Below are 16,705 nucleotides of genomic sequence, written 5' to 3' on the forward strand. Positions count from 1 at the left end.
GGCGAGGTCGGCTGCCTGTTCAGGCGACGGCGACGCCGAAGCGGCGGCGGTAGTCGGCCGGGGCGAGCCCGGTGATGCGCTGGAACAGCTTGCGGAAGGCCGAGGCGTCCTCATAGCCGACATCCCAGGCGATCTGCGCAACCGGGCGGCGGCTCAGTTCCAGCGCTTCGCGCGCCTTGGCGATCCGGACCTGCTGGGCATATTCGGTCGGCCGCAGGCCCGTCGCCTTGCGGAAGCGACGCAGGAAGGTGCGCTCCTCTAAGCCCGCCCGCTTTGCCAGCGCCGGCACGTCGTGATCCCGCGCCCCGCTCGCCTGCAGCCAGTGCTGCACCTTCAGGATCGCGGCGTCGCCATGGTCGAGCCGCGGCACGAAATGGCTGTAGGGCTGCTGCGTACGCCCGGGCGGATCGATCAACAGGAAGCGCGCGGTCTCCAGCATCACGCTCGGTCCGAGCAGGCGCTCGACCAGCGTCAGGCCGAGATCGGTCCAGGCCAGGATGCCGCCGGCGGTGATGAGGTCGCCATCGTCGATCACCATGCGGTCGGTATCGACTTTCGCGGCCGGAAAGCGTGCCGCCAATTCCTTGGCGAAGGCCCAGTGCGTCGTCGCCTCGCGGCCCTCCAGCAGCCCGGCCTCGCCGAGCAGGAAGGCGCCGGCGCAGACCGAGCATAGCGTCGTGCCCTCGCCATGGCGCTCGGCGAGCCACGTTGCGAGGCCGTTCATCGGCTGCATCTTTGCCGGCATGATCAGGCTGGGCGGCGCGATCAGGTGGCTCGGATCATGCGCAGGGCCGGGATGGCTGTCGAAGACGCACTCCACATTGGCGCCATCTGCGGTCTGGCTCCAATGGCTGATGCGGATGACGGGCGCGTCCGGTCCGGCGCGCTCCCGGCTCATCTCCCCAGCGATCCGGAACAGGTCGGTCAGCCCGTAGACGGCCGCGAGCTGCACATCCGGATAGAGCAGGAGCCCGATCTCTGCGACAATCTGCTTGCCCGTCGTCATGCTGTCAGTTTTGCCCCGCTGATTGTCGGTTCCGCCAAGCGGCAGCATGCACCGCCACGCCTATAACCGTCCACATCGAAGGGCGACGATCCTGCCGCCCGAAGCCTAAGGAAGCGACAGATGAGCACGATCACCACCAGGGACGGCACCGAGATCTTCTACAAGGACTGGGGCTCGAAGGACGCACAACCGATCGTCTTCCACCATGGCTGGCCGCTCAGCGCCGACGATTGGGACAACCAGATGCTGTTCTTCCTGCATCAGGGTTTTCGGGTGATCGCGCATGACCGCCGCGGCCACGGTCGCTCCAGTCAGACCGCGACCGGCAACGAGATGGACACCTACGCCGCCGACGTCGCCGAGCTCGCCGCCCATCTGAACCTCAAGAACGCCGTCCATATCGGCCATTCCACCGGCGGCGGCGAGGTTGCCCACTATGTCGCCCGGGCTGAAGCTGGCCGCGTCGCCAAGGCGGTGCTGATCGGCGCGGTGCCGCCAGTCATGGTCAAGTCCGAGAAGAACCCCGGCGGCCTGCCGATCGAGGTCTTCGATGGCTTCCGCGCCGCGCTCGTTGCCAACCGCGCCCAGTTCTATGTCGACGTTCCCGCCGGCCCGTTCTACGGCTTCAATCGCGAAGGCGCCAAGGTCTCGCAGGGCGTCGTCGACAATTGGTGGCGGCAGGGCATGATGGGCGGCACCAAGGCACACTACGACTGCATCAAGGCCTTCTCGGAAACCGACTTCACCGAGGATCTCAAGGCGATCGAGGTGCCGGTACTGGTGATGCATGGCGACGACGACCAGATCGTCCCCTATGCCGACTCGGCGCCGCTCGCGGTCAAGCTGCTCAGGAACGGCACGCTGAAGACCTATGCCGGCCTGCCGCACGGCATGTGCACCACCCATCCCGAGGTGATCAACGCCGACCTGCTCGCCTTCATCAAGGGCTGATGCGAAGTGGTGGGGCAGAGTCATCGGCCCCACCCGCTTGATAGGATTGCCGGTACGGTCGTTGCAGTGGCCTGCCGGCGATCTTTTTGCGTGAGATTCCGATGGTCTGCCGGCCATAGGCTGCGAACGGGCTGGCGATGACGAGGCGCAGCGCTTAACGGGTTTCCAATCACAATCCCGAAGCGCGTCCCATGACCTCCCCCACTGCCACCGCGACCGGCTCCGTCGCCATCCTGCTCTGGTCGACGCTGGCGTTGTTCACCGCCATGTCCGGGCGGGTGCCGCCGTTCCAGCTCGTCGGCATGACATTCGTCATCGGCGGCGTCTTCGTGCTGGCGATCGCGGCGGCGCGGGGCCGGCTGCATCTGGCGCGGCCGACGCCGGCCTCCTTCCTGCTCGGGCTCTACGGGCCGTTCGGCGACACTGCGCTCTATTATGCCGCGGTGAAGACGGCGCCGGCGGCCGAGGCCAACCTGATCCATTATCTCTGGCCGCTATTGATCGTGCTGTTCGCGGCGCTGCTGCCGGGCGGGGGGCTCAAGGCCCGACATCTGGTCGGGGCGCTGATCGGCCTCGCCGCCACAGCGCTGCTGATCTCCGGAAGCCTCGGCGCGGGCGGCGCCGGCATCCAGCTCGGCCATGTGCTGGCGGCGCTCGGCGCCTTCGTCTGGGCGAGCTATTCGGTGCTGTCGCGGCGCTTCGCCGGGGTGCCGTCCGAGAGCCTGGCCATCACCATGCTCGGCTGCGCGATTCCAGCCTTCGCCTGCCATCTTGTCTTCGAGACGACCCTGTGGGCGCCGAACGCGGTCGAATGGGGCGGCGTGCTCGGCCTTGGCCTCGGCTCGATCGGGCTCGCCTTCATCTGCTGGGACATCGGCATGAAGAAGGGCGACGTCGCTTTCCTTGGCGTTGCCTCCTATGCCGCGCCGGTGCTCTCGACCGTTGTCCTGGTCATCGCCGGCTATGCGCCGGCGAGTTGGCTCCTCGCCATCTCCTGCGTGCTGATCGTCGTCGGCGCGCTGGTCGCGAGCTTCGGGCCGAAGAGGCTGACCGCTGGCGGCTAGCCTCAAACGTCGAGGATGCGCGTCTCGTAGGCGTAGACCGTGCGGAAACCGAGCCGCTTGTACATCTCGAAGGCGAGGCCGTTGCTCTGGTCGACCTGGAGATAGGCCTGGGTGCAGCCCTGCGCCGCGGCCCAGCCCATCAGCCCGAGCATCAGCTGCTTGCCGAGGCCCTTGCCGCGTAAGGATTCGTCGACGATGACCGCGCCGATCTCGGCCATGCCGCGCTCGGCGACGCTCATCGCATAGGCTGCGGGGCGTCCCTCATGCAGCAGCGTCGCGAAGGCGGCGGGCAGGCGCACGCCAGAGACGATGGCGGCGAGATGCTCGCGGTTGCGCTTCGCGCCAGTCTGGTGAGCGCAGACGCCATCGATCCAGGCGTCGTCCGCCTGGGTGGTCGCGATCATGCCGGGAATGGGCGGATGCAGGCCAGGGTCGAGCTCGGCGACCATGCCGAAGGAAGCGGTCTCGATGCGGTAGCCGCGCTCGGCGAAGCGCTGGCGGGCGCCTTCGGCGACCAGAGGCGTGAAGCGAATGCGTGGCGGCAGGCCGGCCTGGCGATAGAGGTCCTCGACGAAGGCGAGCGTCGCCTCGTCCATGTCGCCATCTTCGCGCAGCGAGGAGGCTGAATTGGCCCGGCCGGAATAGCCGTTGGCGAAGCGCACGACCCATTGGTCGACGACGAGCGTGGTCGGTGCGGGCCAAGCGTTGACGATACGGGTCTCGCAGGCGCTCACTAGCGCCATATCAATGACGGGCTTGTCCACGGTCAGCCTCCGGCCGGACGCGGTGTAGGCCGCCAGTCAGACGGCGCCATCTCGAAGCCGGAGAAGGCAAAGCCCGGCGCGACCGTGCAGCCGACCAAGGTCCAGGCGCCGAGCGAGGTCGCGCTCTGCCAGTGCCCGGCCGGCACGACGATCTGCGGGCGCTGGCCGGCAGCGAGGTCCTTGCCGAGATGGTGGGCCGAAGCGTCATGCCCGTTCGGCGAGAGCGTGATCACCAGAGGGGCGCCAGCATAATGGTGCCAGATCTCGGCGGCATCGACGCGATGCCATTCCGAGGTCTCGCCGACGTCGAGCAGATAGTAGATCGCGGTCGAGAAGCCGCGCCCCTCCGGCCCAGCGGGATCGCGGAAGGTCTCGCGATAATGCCCGCCCTCGGGATGGGGCTTCAGTTCGAGCAGGCGGATGACCTCGGCGGCGCTGAGGCCGCTCAGCGTATTCATCGCGGATCAGAACCTGTTCTTGGCCTCGCGCAGCGCCGTAAAGACCTCGCCGGCCGGCTTGCCGACGATGCCGAGCGTTGCGGCCAGCGCCTGTTCGCCGGCGCGGAAGAAGGGATTGGTCGCCTTCTCCTCGCCGACCGTGGTCACAGCCCAGAAGCGGCTTTCAGCCTTGGCCGCTTCGGCCTCGGCGAGGCGGGCGGCGACGGTGGCGTTGCTCGGGTCCATCGCCGCGGCGAAGCGGGCATTCGACAGGGTGTAGTCGTGGCCGGTGATCAGCGTGGTTGCGTCCGGCAGCACCATGATCCGCGACAGCGAGGTCCACATCGCATCCATCCGGCCGGGCATGACGCGGCCGCAGCCCATGACGAAGACGACGTCGCCGACCAGTGCGAGGCTGGCTTTCTTGCTGATGAGGCTGACATGGCCCTCGGCATGGCCAGGCGTCGCCCAGGTCTCGAATTCGTAGCTGCCGACAGCGACGCGGTCGCCTTCGCCGAGGACGACGTCGACGGGGGCGCCGGCGCGAGCCGCTTCCGGTGCGAACACCTTGGCGCCGGTCGCCTGCTTCAGCGCGGCGATGCCCTGGACGTGGTCGGCGTGCTCATGCGTCACCAGCACCTGGCTGATCGTCCAGCCCTTTGCCTTGGCGGCGGCGAGCACCTCGTCGGCATCGGGGACATCGACGGTGGCGCAGGCGCCAGTGCCGGGGTCGCGCAGCAATGCGCCGGCATTGTCGCTGAGCGTGCGGAAGACATGGATGTCGAGCGGCATGGCAAACTCCGGCAATCGGCAGTCGAGACGCCTGCTTGAAGCAAGCGCGCGCCGGTATCAAGACGGTCGCGTTGCCGAACGCCGCTCTTGCGCTCGCGCTACCGCTGCGCCATCTCCGTTGGCATGGCCTTGGACGTCGTCGACCTGCGCACCTTCTATGCCAGCCCGCTCGGGCATGTGGCGCGCCGGATCGTCGGCAAGGTGATGCTGAAGCTCTGGCCGGATTGCCGGCGCCAGCGCCTGCTGGGTTTGGGGTTCGCGACGCCCTATCTGCCGCTGCTCGGCGGCGAGGCCGAGCGGGTCATCGCCTTCATGCCGGCGGCGCAGGGCGTGGTGAACTGGCCTTCGCCAGGCCTCTCGGCTTCAGCCCTGGTCGAGCCGACGCTGCTGCCCCTGCCGACCGCTTCGATCGACCGCGTGCTGATGGTGCACGCTCTGGAAGAGACCGAGAGTCCCGAGGACCTGCTCGAGGAGATCTCGCGGGTGCTCAGCCCCGGCGGGCGCCTGATCGTCGTTGTCCCGAATAGGCGCGGCCTGTGGGCGCGAATGGATACGACGCCGTTCGGTCATGGCCGGCCGTTCAGCCGCTCGCAGATCGAGGCGCTGATGCGCCGCGCGATGTTCTCGCCCGAGCATTGGGTCGAAGCGCTCTATGTGCCGCCGCTGCGCCGGCGCTTGTTCATGCGCTCGGCGATGGCCTGGGAGAAGGTCGGTGCCGGGCTGTCGCTGCCCTTCGCCGGCGTCTATGTCATCGACGCGACCAAGCAGTTCTACCGACGCGCGCCCTTGCGCGCGACGCGGCGCAGCTTCGCCTTCCGGCCGGTGCTGCTGCCGCAGGCTCACTCCTCTTCGCACATGCCGCGGCAGGATGATGGGGGTGGGCCGGCGGGTTGACAATTTCGCCGGGGCGCGGACAAGGTCCGCCGCCTTTTTTGACCGTTCCGTCGTCGCGGCCCGTGCCGCCGCCTTTTCCCTGGGAAAGCGGGACCAGATCTGGATGTCGATGCGAAGCTATCTCGATTTCGAAAAGCCGGTCGCCGAGCTCGAGGCGAAGGCGGATGAACTGCGTACACTCGACGGCAAGGGCGACGGCTATTCGCTCGCCGAGGAGGTCGGCAAGCTCGAGGCCAAGGCCTCGCAGGCGCTGAAGGACCTCTACGGCGCCCTCACGCCCTGGCAGAAGACGCTGGTGGCGCGCCATCCGCAGCGCCCGCACTTTCTCGACTACTGCTCGGCACTGATCGACGAGTTCACCCCGCTCGCGGGTGATCGTGCCTTCGGCGAGGACGAGGCGATCGTCGGTGGCTTCGGTCGCTTCCGCGGCGAGCCGGTCTGCGTGATGGGCCAGGAAAAGGGTAACTCGACCGAGACTCGCATCCGGCACAATTTCGGCATGCCGAAGCCGGAAGGCTATCGCAAGGCGGTGCGCCTGATGGAATTGGCCGACCGTTTCGGCCTGCCGGTGCTGAGCTTCATCGATACCGCGGGCGCCTATCCCGGCATCGAGGCGGAGGAGCGTGGCCAGGCCGAGGCGATCGCGCGCTCGACCGAGACCTGCCTTGCGCTGCGCACGCCGAGCGTCGCGCTGGTGATCGGCGAGGGTGGTTCCGGCGGGGCGATCGCCATCGCCGCTGCCAGCAAGGTGCTGATGCTGGAGCACGCGATCTATTCGGTGATCTCGCCGGAAGGCGCGGCCTCGATCCTCTGGCGCGACACGGCGCGCGCCCAGGATGCCGCGACCGGTATGAAGATCACGGCCCAGGACCTGCTACGCTTCGGCGTGATCGACAAAATCGTCACCGAGCCAACCGGCGGCGCCCATCGTGACCCGCAGGCTGCGATCGAGCGGGCCGGTGCGGCGATCGCGGCCGCGCTGTCCGATCTCGCCGGACTGAGCGCCGACGAGATTATCGACAGGCGGGCGCAGAAGTATCTGGCGATCGGCCGGACACTATAGCCGGGAGTGGCCGCACGGAACCGCGCATATGGCTCGGCAGGGGCTTTACCGCAGCTTCACCATATGGCCATCTGCAGAACCCCTGTGGTAAGGAACGGTCAAGGCTAACGGTCCTACAACCGGGCAACGGGCATAATTCGGCCGCGTTGTATTGGGCATTGTCGGGTCCGAACGTCCGCGCGAGATGGGATTGACGACGTGGCTGTGAGACATTTCGCGCTGGCGGCGCTCCTTGGCCTCACTTTGGCAGCTTGCGAAGAGGACCGCTATCGCGGCTCCGCGCGCCATAACATCCCGATCCCGTCCGCGACCTACACGCTGATGTCCGAGAAGGGCATGAGCAAGAGCCAGCCGATCGTGATTCGCTCCTACAAGAAGGAGTCGGAGCTTGAGGTCTGGAAGAAGCGCGCCGACGGCAAGTATGCGCTGCTCAAGACCTTCCCGATGTGCCGCTGGTCGGGCCAGCTCGGTCCGAAGGTCCGCGAGGGCGACCGCATGGCGCCGGAGGGCTTCTACGCTATCGCCCCGGCGCAGATGAACCCGAATTCGTCGTTCTACGTCTCGTTCAACATGGGCTATCCGAACGCGTATGACCGGGCGCATGGCCGCACCGGCGCGCATCTGATGGTACACGGCGCCTGCTCGTCAGCCGGCTGCTATTCGATGACGGACGACCAGATCGGCGAGATCTATGCTCTGGTGCGCGAGGCCCAGAATGGTGGGCAGCGGGCGGTGCAGATGCAGGCCTTTCCCTTCCGGATGACGCCGGAGAACCTTGCCAAGCACCGGCTCGACCCGAACATCGCCTTCTGGAAGAACCTGAAGGAAGGCTCCGATTTCTTCGAGGTGGCCAAGGACGAGCCTTCGGTTTCGGTGGTCGGTGGGCGTTACGCCTTCAATCGCGACGGCGTTCAGGTCGATCCGTCGCTGACGCAGGCGCTCTCCGAGAAGCGCCAGCAGGACGAGATTCAGGTTGCGGCGCTGGTGTCGAAGGGGACGCCCGCGGTCAAGCTGATCTATGATGACGGCGACCAGCATTCCTCGTTCAAGCGCCAGCTGGCCCAGTCCGGCGCCGATTCGATGAACAGGTCGGTCGCCTGGGGCTCGCGCGATGTCGGCATCAGCCGCGTCGACTCGCTGATCGGCCCGCGTGTCGTCGTGCTCGACGACAAGGGACGGACCAAGGCGACCGTCCGGGCCGAATCGGCTGACAACGACGCTGTGCTCGCCGCGGTCAGCAGCGCGCAGGCGGAGGAAGCCAAGTCCGTAGTTGCCGCCGCGCCGGCCAAGCCTGCGGCTGCCCAACCCGCCGCCAAGCCGGCGAGCGATGCGGCGACGCAGGTCGCCAAGGCCACGCCGGGTGCCGCGACTGCCGCTCCGATCCAGACGGCTGCGGCCGAGCCGGCGCAGTCCTCCTTCTATCAGCGGGCGCTGAGCTTCGTGCCGCTTCTCGGCAGCGGCTCCTCCGAGTCGAAGGAGCAGGCGCCGGTCGCCTCCGTCGTGCCCGAGACGCCGCAGACGGTGACTGCGCCGCTGCCGCCGCGCCGGGCTTCAACCCTGCGCACGTCCCAGCTGCAGCCCGACGCCTCCTATGCGAGCCAGCCTGTGGCGCGCTGAGCGGCCCGGCAATCGCCTGATGTAAAAAAGTCACGCCCGCGGCCAGCAATGGCCGCGGGCGCTTTTCTAGGCGTCTAAACAGCGAAATCCACCGGTATTGCTCATTGCGCGAGCAGGTTGCAAAAAACCTCGCCTTGCCGATATTGCGCCTGCGCAGGCTTAATCATGGCGAATGCATGACGAGAATCGTGCAGGGATCTTGATGGAGTTCGCGATGGCTGCCTTGAAAACTTCCGGCTTGCTGACGGGCTTTGCGCTTTCGATGGCGCTGACGGTTTCGGGCGCGGCGCTCGCCTCGGACCTGCCCAGCCGCAAGGGCGCGCCGCCGGTGCCGGTGGCGCCGAGCATCACCTGGTTCGACATCGCCGTCAGCGTGAAGGGCATGACGGACTATAATTTCCGCGGCATCTCCCAGACCGACCGCAAGCCGGCGATCCAGGGTGGTGCGGAGCTGCAGATTTACGACAACCTGTTCTATGTCGGCGTCTACGCCTCGAATGTCGATCTGGCGACCAGCCCGCCGGCCGAGATCGACTTCTACGGCGGCATTCGGCCGAAGTTCGGCCCGGTCACCGTCGATGTCGGCGTCTGGCAGTACTACTATCCGGGTGAGAAGGCCTATATCGACACGGCCGGCGTGTTCTGGACGCCGAAGAACACCGACTACACCGAGGTCTATGGCAAGGTTAGCTATAACTTCGAAGACAAGCTGATCCTCGGCGCTAACGTCTTCTACGCCTGGGACTGGCTCGGCACCGGCGCCTCCGGCACCTATGCCTCGGTGACGGCGAAATACAATCTGCCGTTCCTGGAAGGCCTGTCGGTCTCGGGCGAGTTCGGCCATTACTGGCTTGGCACGACCAATCTCGCGATCTGGTCGACAGTGCCGCCGACCAACCTACCCGATTACGCCTACTGGAACGCCGGTGTCTCCTACACCTGGAAGAACCTGACGGCGGATGTGCGCTATCACGACACCAACCTGTCGAAGAGCGATTGCTTCCTGCTGACCGCCGATCCGCGCGGCATTACCTCGGGCTCGAGTCGCTCGAAGTGGTGCAACCCGACCGTGGTGGCGACGCTGTCCTTCGATATCACCGCCAGCAGCGTCGGCATCTTCGCGCCGAAGTAATAGCTCGGTTGCACGGGCTGCTTCAGACAGGGCCGCTCGCGAGAGCGGCCCTTTTTCGTTGCCGCGACCGAGCAGCGGGCACTATCGCGCGAGCGAGGCCTTCATATAGTTGCGTGGCGCGGTGCCCAGTCGGCGCCTGAACATGGTCGTGAACGCCGCGACATTGTCATAACCCGCCAGCATGGCGACCTCCGTGACCGAGACACCTTCCGCCAGGCGCGGAAGGCAGGCGAAAAGGCTGGCCTGCTGGCGCCAAGCGACGAAGCTCAAGCCGGTTTCGCGCTGGAAAAGCCGTGTGAAGGTCCGCCGGCTCATCGCCAGCTTCGCGGCCCAGTCGTCGAGACGCTCACTGACAGACGGAGCGGCCATATAGGCGCGGCAGAGGGCGGCAAGGCGCCTGTCTGCAGGGAAGGGCAGGCCGAGCGGCTGGATCGGCAGCGCGGCGATCTCGGCCGTCAGCAGCCCCAGGACGAGCTCGAGCTTGCGGTTGCCGGGCGGGGCGTCACTCAGGCGGATCGCTTCGGTGATCAGCGCATGGGCCAGATTGGTGACCCCGAGGACCTGCAGCATGCGCAGCGCCAGCTCGTCATCGCCGGTGAGGAGATAGACCGACTTGATGCTGACATCGCTCAGCATCTCGACGGAGTGCTGCAGCTGGGCGGGGATGAGGAGAGCATGCCCCGGCGGGATCATCCAGCAGCCGCGTTCGGTCTCGATCAGTACGACGCCGGAGAAGGCGCAGAGCAGCTGGATATGGCGATGGCAGTGCGACGGGATCCTGTACCCGGCCGGGTTATCGGAAATGCGGATCAGGATATCGCCATCCGAGTCAGAAACCCGGCCGTGAAGGCGGCGATGGTCGGCATGAAGGGCATCGACCTGTTGCTGCGGCAGCTTTTTCACCGAATGGCCCAAACGCGAAACAATTAGACCGAAACACGAAAGCAGGTCACGAGCAAGCCCTGTAGAAGGAGCGCCGAGACAGGTTTGCGCGCAGGGAATACCGCAATGGTTGCAACGATGGAGGGGAGCCGCCCCCGCTTCGAGAAGACGACGGTTTCCGTTCTGTTGGCGGTCAGCTTCTGCCATCTGCTGAACGACGTGATGCAATCGCTGCTGGCCTCGCTCTATCCGCTGTTCAAGGCCAACTACGCGCTGGATTTCGTCCAGATCGGCCTGCTGACCATGGCCTTCCAGGTCACGGCTTCGCTGCTGCAGCCGGTCGTCGGCCTGGTGACCGATCGCTGGCCGATGCCCTATTCGGCGCCCGCCGGAATGGCCTCGACCTTCGGTGGCCTGATCCTGCTCGGCAATGCCCATAACTTCGCGGTGCTGGTTGTGGCCGCCTGCCTGATTGGCCTGGGATCGGCAATCTTCCATCCGGAGGCGTCGCGGGTCGCGCGGCTCGCCTCAGGGGGACGGCACGGTCTGGCGCAGTCGCTGTTCCAGGTCGGTGGTAATCTCGGCTCGGCGCTGGGGCCGCTGCTGGCCGCCTTTATCGTCCTGCCTTTCGGCCAGGGCAGCGTCGCCTGGCTCTCGGTCATCGCCATGGCGGGTGTGGTCGTCCTCACCCGGGTCGGCCATTGGTATGCGGCTCATCGCCGCGAGCATGCCGGCCGCCCGGCCGCCAGCCGTGCCTTGCCGCTGCCGGGGCGGCGCGTCGCCTTCGCCCTGTTCGTCCTGGTGCTGCTGACCGCGACGAAGAACGTCTACATGGCGAGCATATCGAGCTACTTCACCTTCTACGTCATCGAGCAATTCCAGCTCGGCTTCCGCGATGCGCAGCTGATGCTGTTCCTGTTCCTGGGCGCGGCCGCGGTCGGCACCTTTGCCGGCGGCCCGATCGGTGACCGCTTCGGGGCGCGCTTCGTGATCTGGTTCTCGATCCTGGGCGTCATCCCGTTCGCGCTGCTGCTGCCCTACGCCAACCTGTTCTGGACCGGCGTGCTGTGCGGTGTGATCGGGCTGATCTTCGCCTCGGCCTTCTCGGCCATTGTGGTGTTCGCGCAGGAGCTTGTTCCGGGCCGCGTCGGCCTGATTGCCGGCATGTTCTTCGGCTTCGCCTTCGGCGCGGGCGGGCTCGGCGCCGCCTTCCTCGGCGGCTTCGCTGACGCCTATGGCATCACCTTCGTCTACCGCGTCTGCTCCTATCTGCCGCTGTTGGGACTGCTGACCATCCTGCTGCCGCGTCTGCCACAGCGTGTGCGGAGCTGAGCTTCCGCTTCAAGCCGAACCGGACGGCGCAATCGCCTTCTCCGTCCTGCCGGCAAGGGCGACGAGCCGCGCCTGCTGGTCCGGATTCAGGAGCCGCAGCGGCAGGCTGATCGGCGCTCCAGCCTCCGGCCACAGCGACAGCAGGCCGTGAGCGACCGTCGCCGAGCGGATGGCAGAGAACGGCATGAAGCCGCGCATGGCGTGGCTTCGTGTCCAGAGCCCGGCCTGCGTGACGAGGACGCGGCAATCACGCCACTCCGCCATGAAGTCATCGAAGGCTGCCTGCTCCCGGTCAGCCGCTGAAGCGCGGGCGGCGAGCGAGGGCGCCCAAAGGCCGAGCCAGAAGGCCGCGAAGACGAGCGCGGCGATCGTGCCGCCGGCGCGCAGATCCGAGGCTCCGCCGGCGACCGCAAGTCCCGCTGCGAGCAGGGCCACCGCGCAGCCCAGGCTGATCAGGGCAGGCCAGCTCTCCAAGGGCGATGGTTTCACCAGAGCCTGTCGCCTGCCTGCGTCGATGGTCTGGTACTGCGCGAATTCCTCGGCGGAATAGTCGAGCCGGATCTCGAACGCTGCCTCGGTCACGGACGGCTCCACACCCTTGATCTGTCCTCGCAAGGATGCAGGCACCTCGCCGGGCCGCAAGAAAAAAGCTCCGGCTGTTGGCCGGAGCTTTTCGATCCGGTCGTGAGGTGCCGGAGACCGGCTTTAGACGAACTGGCCGTGGCAGTGCTTGTACTTCTTGCCGGAGCCGCAGGGGCAGAGCTCGTTGCGGCCGACCTTGCCCCAGCTCTCGGGATCGGTCGGATTGCGCTCGGCGACGGCGAGGTCGCCATCGGTCGCGGCGAATTGCGGTTGGCCACCAAGGAAGCCGGCTGGCGGTGGCGGCAAGGCACCACCGCTGCCCTGGGCGAGATCCAGGCCCTCTTCCGGCGGCGCCTCGAAGCGGACCTCGACGCGCATCAGATTGCCGGTGACCTGCTCGCGCAGGCGGCCGATCAGCCCGTCGAACAGCTCGAAGGCTTCCTGCTTGTACTCGTTCAGCGGATCGCGCTGGGCATAGCCGCGCCAGCCGATGACCTGGCGCAGATGGTCGAGGGTGACGAGGTGCTCGCGCCAGAGATGGTCGAGCGTCTGCAGCAGCACCTGCTTCTCGATATAGGTCATCACCTCTTCGGTGTTGCGCTCGATGCGCGCCGTGTAGTCGTCATCGGCGGTCTTGCGGATGCGCTCGCGCAATTCGGCGTCGGCGATGCCTTCTTCCTTGGCCCAGTCCTCGATCGGCAATTCGAGATTGAGATAGGTCGTGACGTCCTCGCGCAGGCCCGCGGCATCCCACTGCTCGGGATAGGCGTCCTCCGGAATCCGCCGCGAGACGGTGTCCTCGACGACGCCGTGACGCATGTCGTCGATGGTCTCGCGCACGGTCTCGGCGCGCATGAACTCGCGGCGCTGCTCGAATACGACCTTGCGCTGGTCGTTCATGACGTCGTCGTATTTCAGGATGTTCTTGCGGATGTCGAAATTGCGCGCCTCGACCTTGCCCTGCGCCTTCTCGACCGCCTTGTTGATCCAGGGATGGACGATGGCCTCGTCCTCCTGCAGGCCGAGCTTCTGCAGCATGCCGTCCATCCGGTCGGAGCCGAAGATGCGCATCAGATCGTCCTGCAGCGACAGGAAGAACTTGGAGCGGCCCGGATCGCCCTGGCGGCCGCCGCGGCCGCGCAGCTGGTTGTCGATGCGCCGGCTCTCATGGCGCTCGGTGCCGATGATGTAGAGGCCGCCGGGGCGGGTCATGGTCTTGGCCGGGCGCGAGCCCTTGGCCGGCTCGAGCTCGATGGTCTCGGAGGCGTTGAGCACGATCTCGCGGAAGCGCGCGACTTCCTCTTCGATCGCCTTGATTTTCGCCTGCTTCTCGGGCCCGTCCTCCATGCCGGCGGTCTCGTGCGCGACGCGCATCTCGACATTGCCACCGAGTTTGATGTCGGTGCCGCGGCCGGCCATGTTGGTCGCGATGGTGATCGCACCGGGTACGCCGGCCTCGGCGACGATGAAGGCCTCCTGCTCGTGGAAGCGGGCGTTCAGAACGGCGAACTGCTTGGCGCTCTTGCCCGAGCGGGCGGCGGCGTAGAGCTTGTCCAGTGCGTCGGGCTGAGCGAAGTCGATCTGCTTGAAACCGGCCTCTACCAGCATTTCGGCAACGAGCTCGGACTTCTCGATCGAGGCGGTGCCGACCAGCACCGGCTGCAGGCGCTCGCTGGCGCGGTCGAGCTCCTTGATGATCGACTTCACCTTTTCCGGGAAGCTGCGATAGACCTCGTCGTCATCGTCGATGCGGGCGACCGGGACATTGGTCGGGATTTCGACCACTTCGAGCTTGTAGATCTGCTCGAATTCGTCGGCCTCGGTGGCGGCCGTGCCGGTCATGCCGGCGAGCTTCTTGTAGAGGCGGAAATAGTTCTGGAAGGTGATCGAGGCCAGCGTCGCGTTCTCGGGCTGGACGGTGACGTTTTCCTTGGCTTCGAGCGCCTGGTGCAGGCCTTCGGAATAGCGGCGCCCGGGCATCATGCGGCCGCTGAACTCGTCGATGATGACGACCTCGTCGTTGCGGACGATGTAGTCCTTGTCGCGGCTGAAGAGGGCGTGCGCCCGCAGCGCCTGGTTGACATGGTGCACCAGGGTGACGTTGGCGGAATCGTAAAGATCGCCCTCCTTGAGCAGCCCGGCTGCCCTCAGCAATTCCTCGATATGCTCGTTGCCGGCCTCGGTCAGCGCCACGGTGCGCTGCTTCTCGTCGACCTCGTAGTCGGTCTTGATCAGCCCAGGCAGGACCTTGTCGATCGCGACATAGAGGTCCGACTTGTCGTCGAGCGGGCCGGAGATGATCAGCGGCGTACGCGCCTCGTCGATCAGGATCGAATCGACCTCGTCGACGATCGCATAATGGTGGCCGCGCTGGCTCATCTGCGCGACCTCGTACTTCATGTTGTCGCGCAGATAGTCGAAGCCGAACTCGTTGTTGGTGCCGTAGGTGATGTCGCTGGCATAGGCGCGCTGGCGTTCCTCGTCGTCGAGGCCGTGCACGATGATGCCGACGGAGAGGCCAAGGAAACTATAGATCCGGTTCATCCACTCGGCGTCCCGGCGGGCGAGGTAGTCGTTGACGGTGACGACATGGACGCCTTTGCCGGCGAGCGCGTTGAGATAGACCGGCAGCGTCGCGACCAGCGTCTTGCCTTCGCCGGTCTTCATCTCGGCGATGGCGCCCTCGTGGAGCACCATGCCGCCGACCAGCTGGACGTCGAAATGGCGCTGGCCGAGCGTGCGCTTGGCCGCCTCGCGCACTGTCGCAAAGGCGGGAACGAGCAGGTCGTCGAGCTTGGCGCCGTCGGCGAGCTGCTGCTTGAAGGTTTCGGTGCGGGCGCGAAGGGCCTCGTCGGAGAGCTGCGCCACCTCGGCTTCGAGCGCGTTGATCGCGGCGACGCGGGGTTGGTAGCCCTTCACCCGCCGATCGTTCGACGAGCCGAAGAGTTTCTTTGCAAGCGCGCCAAGCATGTCTGGCCTTTCAATGGCGAATCCGGCCGGCACCAGCAGGCGCAGCCGAAAGCGGTAACCCTCAGAATTTCACGCGCGTGTTTAGACGTGCGCAGGCGCATGGTCCAGCACGCGCTTATCCGCGCGCATGTAGGGTCCGGACGCTTCGGTTCCAAGAGCTTTGCATGGTTGCGAGATGTGGAGCCGTGGATTGAACCAGGCCGGCCGGCTCGCGTTGATGTGCGAGGCGTCATCTTGCCAAGGCCGCGTTCTGCTGGCACTCAGCCTGCGAGATTCATTTCCGCGCCGTTCATCGAAAGGCCGATCCATGGTTTCGTCCCGTCTCGCCACGCTGTCGCTCGGCCTCGTGCTCGCCGCCGCCGCGCCGGCCCTCGCGCAGCAGGACAAGCCCATCGCAAAGGTCGATGGGATCACCATCACGGAGGGTGACCTGAAGCTCGCCGAGGAGGATCTCGCCGAGCGCACCGCGCAGATGCCGGAGGAGCGCAAGCGCGAGGAGCTGATCAACTATCTGGTCGACCTCAAGCTCGGTGCCAAGACCGCGACGGCCGCCAAGGTCGGCGAGGGGCCGGAGTTCGCCAAGCGCCTCGCCTATAACCGCGACAAGCTCCTGCTCGACGAGTATCTGACGACCGAAGCCAAGAAGGCGGCGACGCCGGAGGCGGCGAAGAAGCTCTTCGAGGACACCGTCAAGGCGATGAAGCCGGAGGAAGAGGTCCACGCCCGCCACATCCTGGTGCCGGAGGAGGCGCAGGCCAAGGCGGCGCTGGATCGGGTGAAGAAGGGCGAGGATTTCGCCAAGGTCGCGGCCGAGCTCTCCAAGGATCCGGGTTCGGGCAAGGAGGGCGGCGATCTCGGCTGGTTCGCCAAGGACCGGATGGTGCCGGAATTCGCCGAGGCGGCCTTCAAGCTCGAAAAGGGCCAGGTCTCCGAGCCGGTGAAGAGCCAGTTCGGCTGGCACGTCATCAAGCTCGAGGACAAGCGCAGCAAGCCGCTGCCGAGTTTCGACGAGGTCAAGCCGCAGATCGACCAGTATCTGGTCCGCAAGGCGCAGCAGGACCTCATCGTCGCTCTGCGCGAGAAGGCCAAGGTCGAGCGCCTCGACAAGCCGGCTGCCCCGGCGACGCCTGCGCCGGCTCCGGTCGAGCCGAAGAAGCCCTGATCGGGCCACGTCTTTCACAATACCGTCGCGATGCGCCCGGGCCATGCCCGGGCGTTT

15 protein-coding genes are annotated in these 16,705 nt (G+C 66.4%); 8 read left to right on the plus strand and 7 right to left on the minus strand.

All coding sequences use genetic code 11. From position 1 onward, the window contains the following. Window positions 1-19: 19 nt before the first annotated feature. Complete coding sequence (locus BLM15_RS23700; protein WP_126115056.1) at window positions 20-1,006, minus strand: GlxA family transcriptional regulator; 987 nt, start codon at window positions 1,004-1,006, stop codon at window positions 20-22. A 120-nt stretch (window positions 1,007-1,126) separates the two neighbouring features. Between BLM15_RS23700 and BLM15_RS23705 the strand changes: the two genes are divergently transcribed. Next, complete coding sequence (locus BLM15_RS23705; RefSeq protein WP_126115057.1) at window positions 1,127-1,957, plus strand: alpha/beta fold hydrolase; 831 nt, start codon at window positions 1,127-1,129, stop codon at window positions 1,955-1,957. A 191-nt stretch (window positions 1,958-2,148) separates the two neighbouring features. Continuing rightward, window positions 2,149-3,021: an aromatic amino acid exporter YddG gene (gene yddG, locus BLM15_RS23710; protein WP_126115058.1), complete on the plus strand. Its 873-nt coding sequence runs from the start codon at window positions 2,149-2,151 to the stop codon at window positions 3,019-3,021. 2 nt (window positions 3,022-3,023) lie between these two features. On the opposite strand, the gene BLM15_RS23715 is transcribed toward yddG, so the two are convergent. From BLM15_RS23715 to gloB, 3 genes are read right to left on the minus strand one after another with little or no spacing between them, the layout of a single operon-like run. Further along, window positions 3,024-3,785: a GNAT family N-acetyltransferase gene (locus BLM15_RS23715; RefSeq protein ID WP_126115059.1), complete on the minus strand. Its 762-nt coding sequence runs from the start codon at window positions 3,783-3,785 to the stop codon at window positions 3,024-3,026. Window positions 3,786-3,787: 2 nt separating this feature from the next. Next, on the minus strand, window positions 3,788-4,243 hold the full coding sequence (locus BLM15_RS23720) for a cupin domain-containing protein (RefSeq protein WP_126115060.1): 456 nt from the start codon (window positions 4,241-4,243) through the stop codon (window positions 3,788-3,790). Window positions 4,244-4,249: 6 nt separating this feature from the next. After that, window positions 4,250-5,014 carry a hydroxyacylglutathione hydrolase gene (gene gloB / locus BLM15_RS23725; protein WP_126115061.1) on the minus strand — a complete coding sequence of 255 codons (765 nt, stop codon included), beginning with the start codon at window positions 5,012-5,014 and terminating at the stop codon, window positions 4,250-4,252. A gap of 123 nt (window positions 5,015-5,137) precedes the next feature. Between gloB and BLM15_RS23730 the strand changes: the two genes are divergently transcribed. From BLM15_RS23730 to BLM15_RS23745, 4 genes are all read left to right on the plus strand, one after another. Further along, on the plus strand, window positions 5,138-5,908 hold the full coding sequence (locus BLM15_RS23730) for a class I SAM-dependent methyltransferase (RefSeq protein ID WP_126115062.1): 771 nt from the start codon (window positions 5,138-5,140) through the stop codon (window positions 5,906-5,908). 109 nt (window positions 5,909-6,017) lie between these two features. Beyond that, complete coding sequence (locus BLM15_RS23735; protein ID WP_206438699.1) at window positions 6,018-6,971, plus strand: acetyl-CoA carboxylase carboxyltransferase subunit alpha; 954 nt, start codon at window positions 6,018-6,020, stop codon at window positions 6,969-6,971. A 198-nt stretch (window positions 6,972-7,169) separates the two neighbouring features. After that, entirely contained in the window at window positions 7,170-8,588 is a 1,419-nt protein-coding gene (locus BLM15_RS23740) for a L,D-transpeptidase family protein (protein ID WP_126115064.1), read from the plus strand. 214 nt (window positions 8,589-8,802) lie between these two features. After that, complete coding sequence (locus BLM15_RS23745; protein WP_164547618.1) at window positions 8,803-9,720, plus strand: TorF family putative porin; 918 nt, start codon at window positions 8,803-8,805, stop codon at window positions 9,718-9,720. A gap of 81 nt (window positions 9,721-9,801) precedes the next feature. On the opposite strand, the gene BLM15_RS23750 is transcribed toward BLM15_RS23745, so the two are convergent. Beyond that, window positions 9,802-10,830, minus strand: coding sequence for an AraC family transcriptional regulator (locus tag BLM15_RS23750; protein WP_236846399.1), 1,029 nt, complete (start codon window positions 10,828-10,830; stop codon window positions 9,802-9,804). Here BLM15_RS23750 and BLM15_RS23755 point away from each other — a divergent pair. Further along, a complete protein-coding gene (locus BLM15_RS23755) occupies window positions 10,729-11,934 on the plus strand; it encodes an MFS transporter (protein ID WP_126115067.1) in 1,206 nt (401 codons plus the stop codon). The genes BLM15_RS23750 and BLM15_RS23755 overlap by 102 nt on opposite strands. Before the next feature lie 9 nt (window positions 11,935-11,943). Here BLM15_RS23755 and BLM15_RS23760 read toward each other — a convergent pair whose 3' ends face one another. Further along, complete coding sequence (locus BLM15_RS23760) at window positions 11,944-12,516, minus strand: hypothetical protein (protein ID WP_126115068.1); 573 nt, start codon at window positions 12,514-12,516, stop codon at window positions 11,944-11,946. A gap of 123 nt (window positions 12,517-12,639) precedes the next feature. Further along, window positions 12,640-15,486 carry a preprotein translocase subunit SecA gene (secA, locus tag BLM15_RS23765; RefSeq protein ID WP_126115069.1) on the minus strand — a complete coding sequence of 949 codons (2,847 nt, stop codon included), beginning with the start codon at window positions 15,484-15,486 and terminating at the stop codon, window positions 12,640-12,642. A gap of 307 nt (window positions 15,487-15,793) precedes the next feature. Between secA and BLM15_RS23770 the strand changes: the two genes are divergently transcribed. Next, the gene (locus BLM15_RS23770; protein ID WP_126115070.1) at window positions 15,794-16,648 is read left to right on the plus strand and encodes a peptidylprolyl isomerase; all 855 of its coding nucleotides are present in this window, start codon (window positions 15,794-15,796) and stop codon (window positions 16,646-16,648) included. Window positions 16,649-16,705: the final 57 nt, after the last annotated feature.

Source organism: Bosea sp. Tri-49, from assembly GCF_003952665.1.
Classification (GTDB): domain Bacteria; phylum Pseudomonadota; class Alphaproteobacteria; order Rhizobiales; family Beijerinckiaceae; genus Allobosea.

Excerpts from the sequence above, each read along its gene's own strand:
- BLM15_RS23735 (WP_206438699.1), top strand. The coding sequence starts at position 6,018 with ATGCGAAGCTATCTCGATTTCGAAAAGCCGGTCGCCGAGCTCGAGGCG.
- BLM15_RS23705 (WP_126115057.1), top strand. The coding sequence starts at position 1,127 with ATGAGCACGATCACCACCAGGGACGGCACCGAGATCTTCTACAAGGAC.
- BLM15_RS23730 (WP_126115062.1), top strand. The coding sequence starts at position 5,138 with ATGGCCTTGGACGTCGTCGACCTGCGCACCTTCTATGCCAGCCCGCTC.
- BLM15_RS23770 (WP_126115070.1), top strand. The coding sequence starts at position 15,794 with ATGGTTTCGTCCCGTCTCGCCACGCTGTCGCTCGGCCTCGTGCTCGCC.
- gloB (WP_126115061.1), bottom strand. The coding sequence starts at position 5,014 with ATGCCGCTCGACATCCATGTCTTCCGCACGCTCAGCGACAATGCCGGC.
- BLM15_RS23745 (WP_164547618.1), top strand. The coding sequence starts at position 8,803 with ATGGCTGCCTTGAAAACTTCCGGCTTGCTGACGGGCTTTGCGCTTTCG.
- BLM15_RS23720 (WP_126115060.1), bottom strand. The coding sequence starts at position 4,243 with ATGAATACGCTGAGCGGCCTCAGCGCCGCCGAGGTCATCCGCCTGCTC.
- secA (WP_126115069.1), bottom strand. The coding sequence starts at position 15,486 with ATGCTTGGCGCGCTTGCAAAGAAACTCTTCGGCTCGTCGAACGATCGG.
- BLM15_RS23755 (WP_126115067.1), top strand. The coding sequence starts at position 10,729 with ATGGTTGCAACGATGGAGGGGAGCCGCCCCCGCTTCGAGAAGACGACG.
- yddG (WP_126115058.1), top strand. The coding sequence starts at position 2,149 with ATGACCTCCCCCACTGCCACCGCGACCGGCTCCGTCGCCATCCTGCTC.
- BLM15_RS23700 (WP_126115056.1), bottom strand. The coding sequence starts at position 1,006 with ATGACGACGGGCAAGCAGATTGTCGCAGAGATCGGGCTCCTGCTCTAT.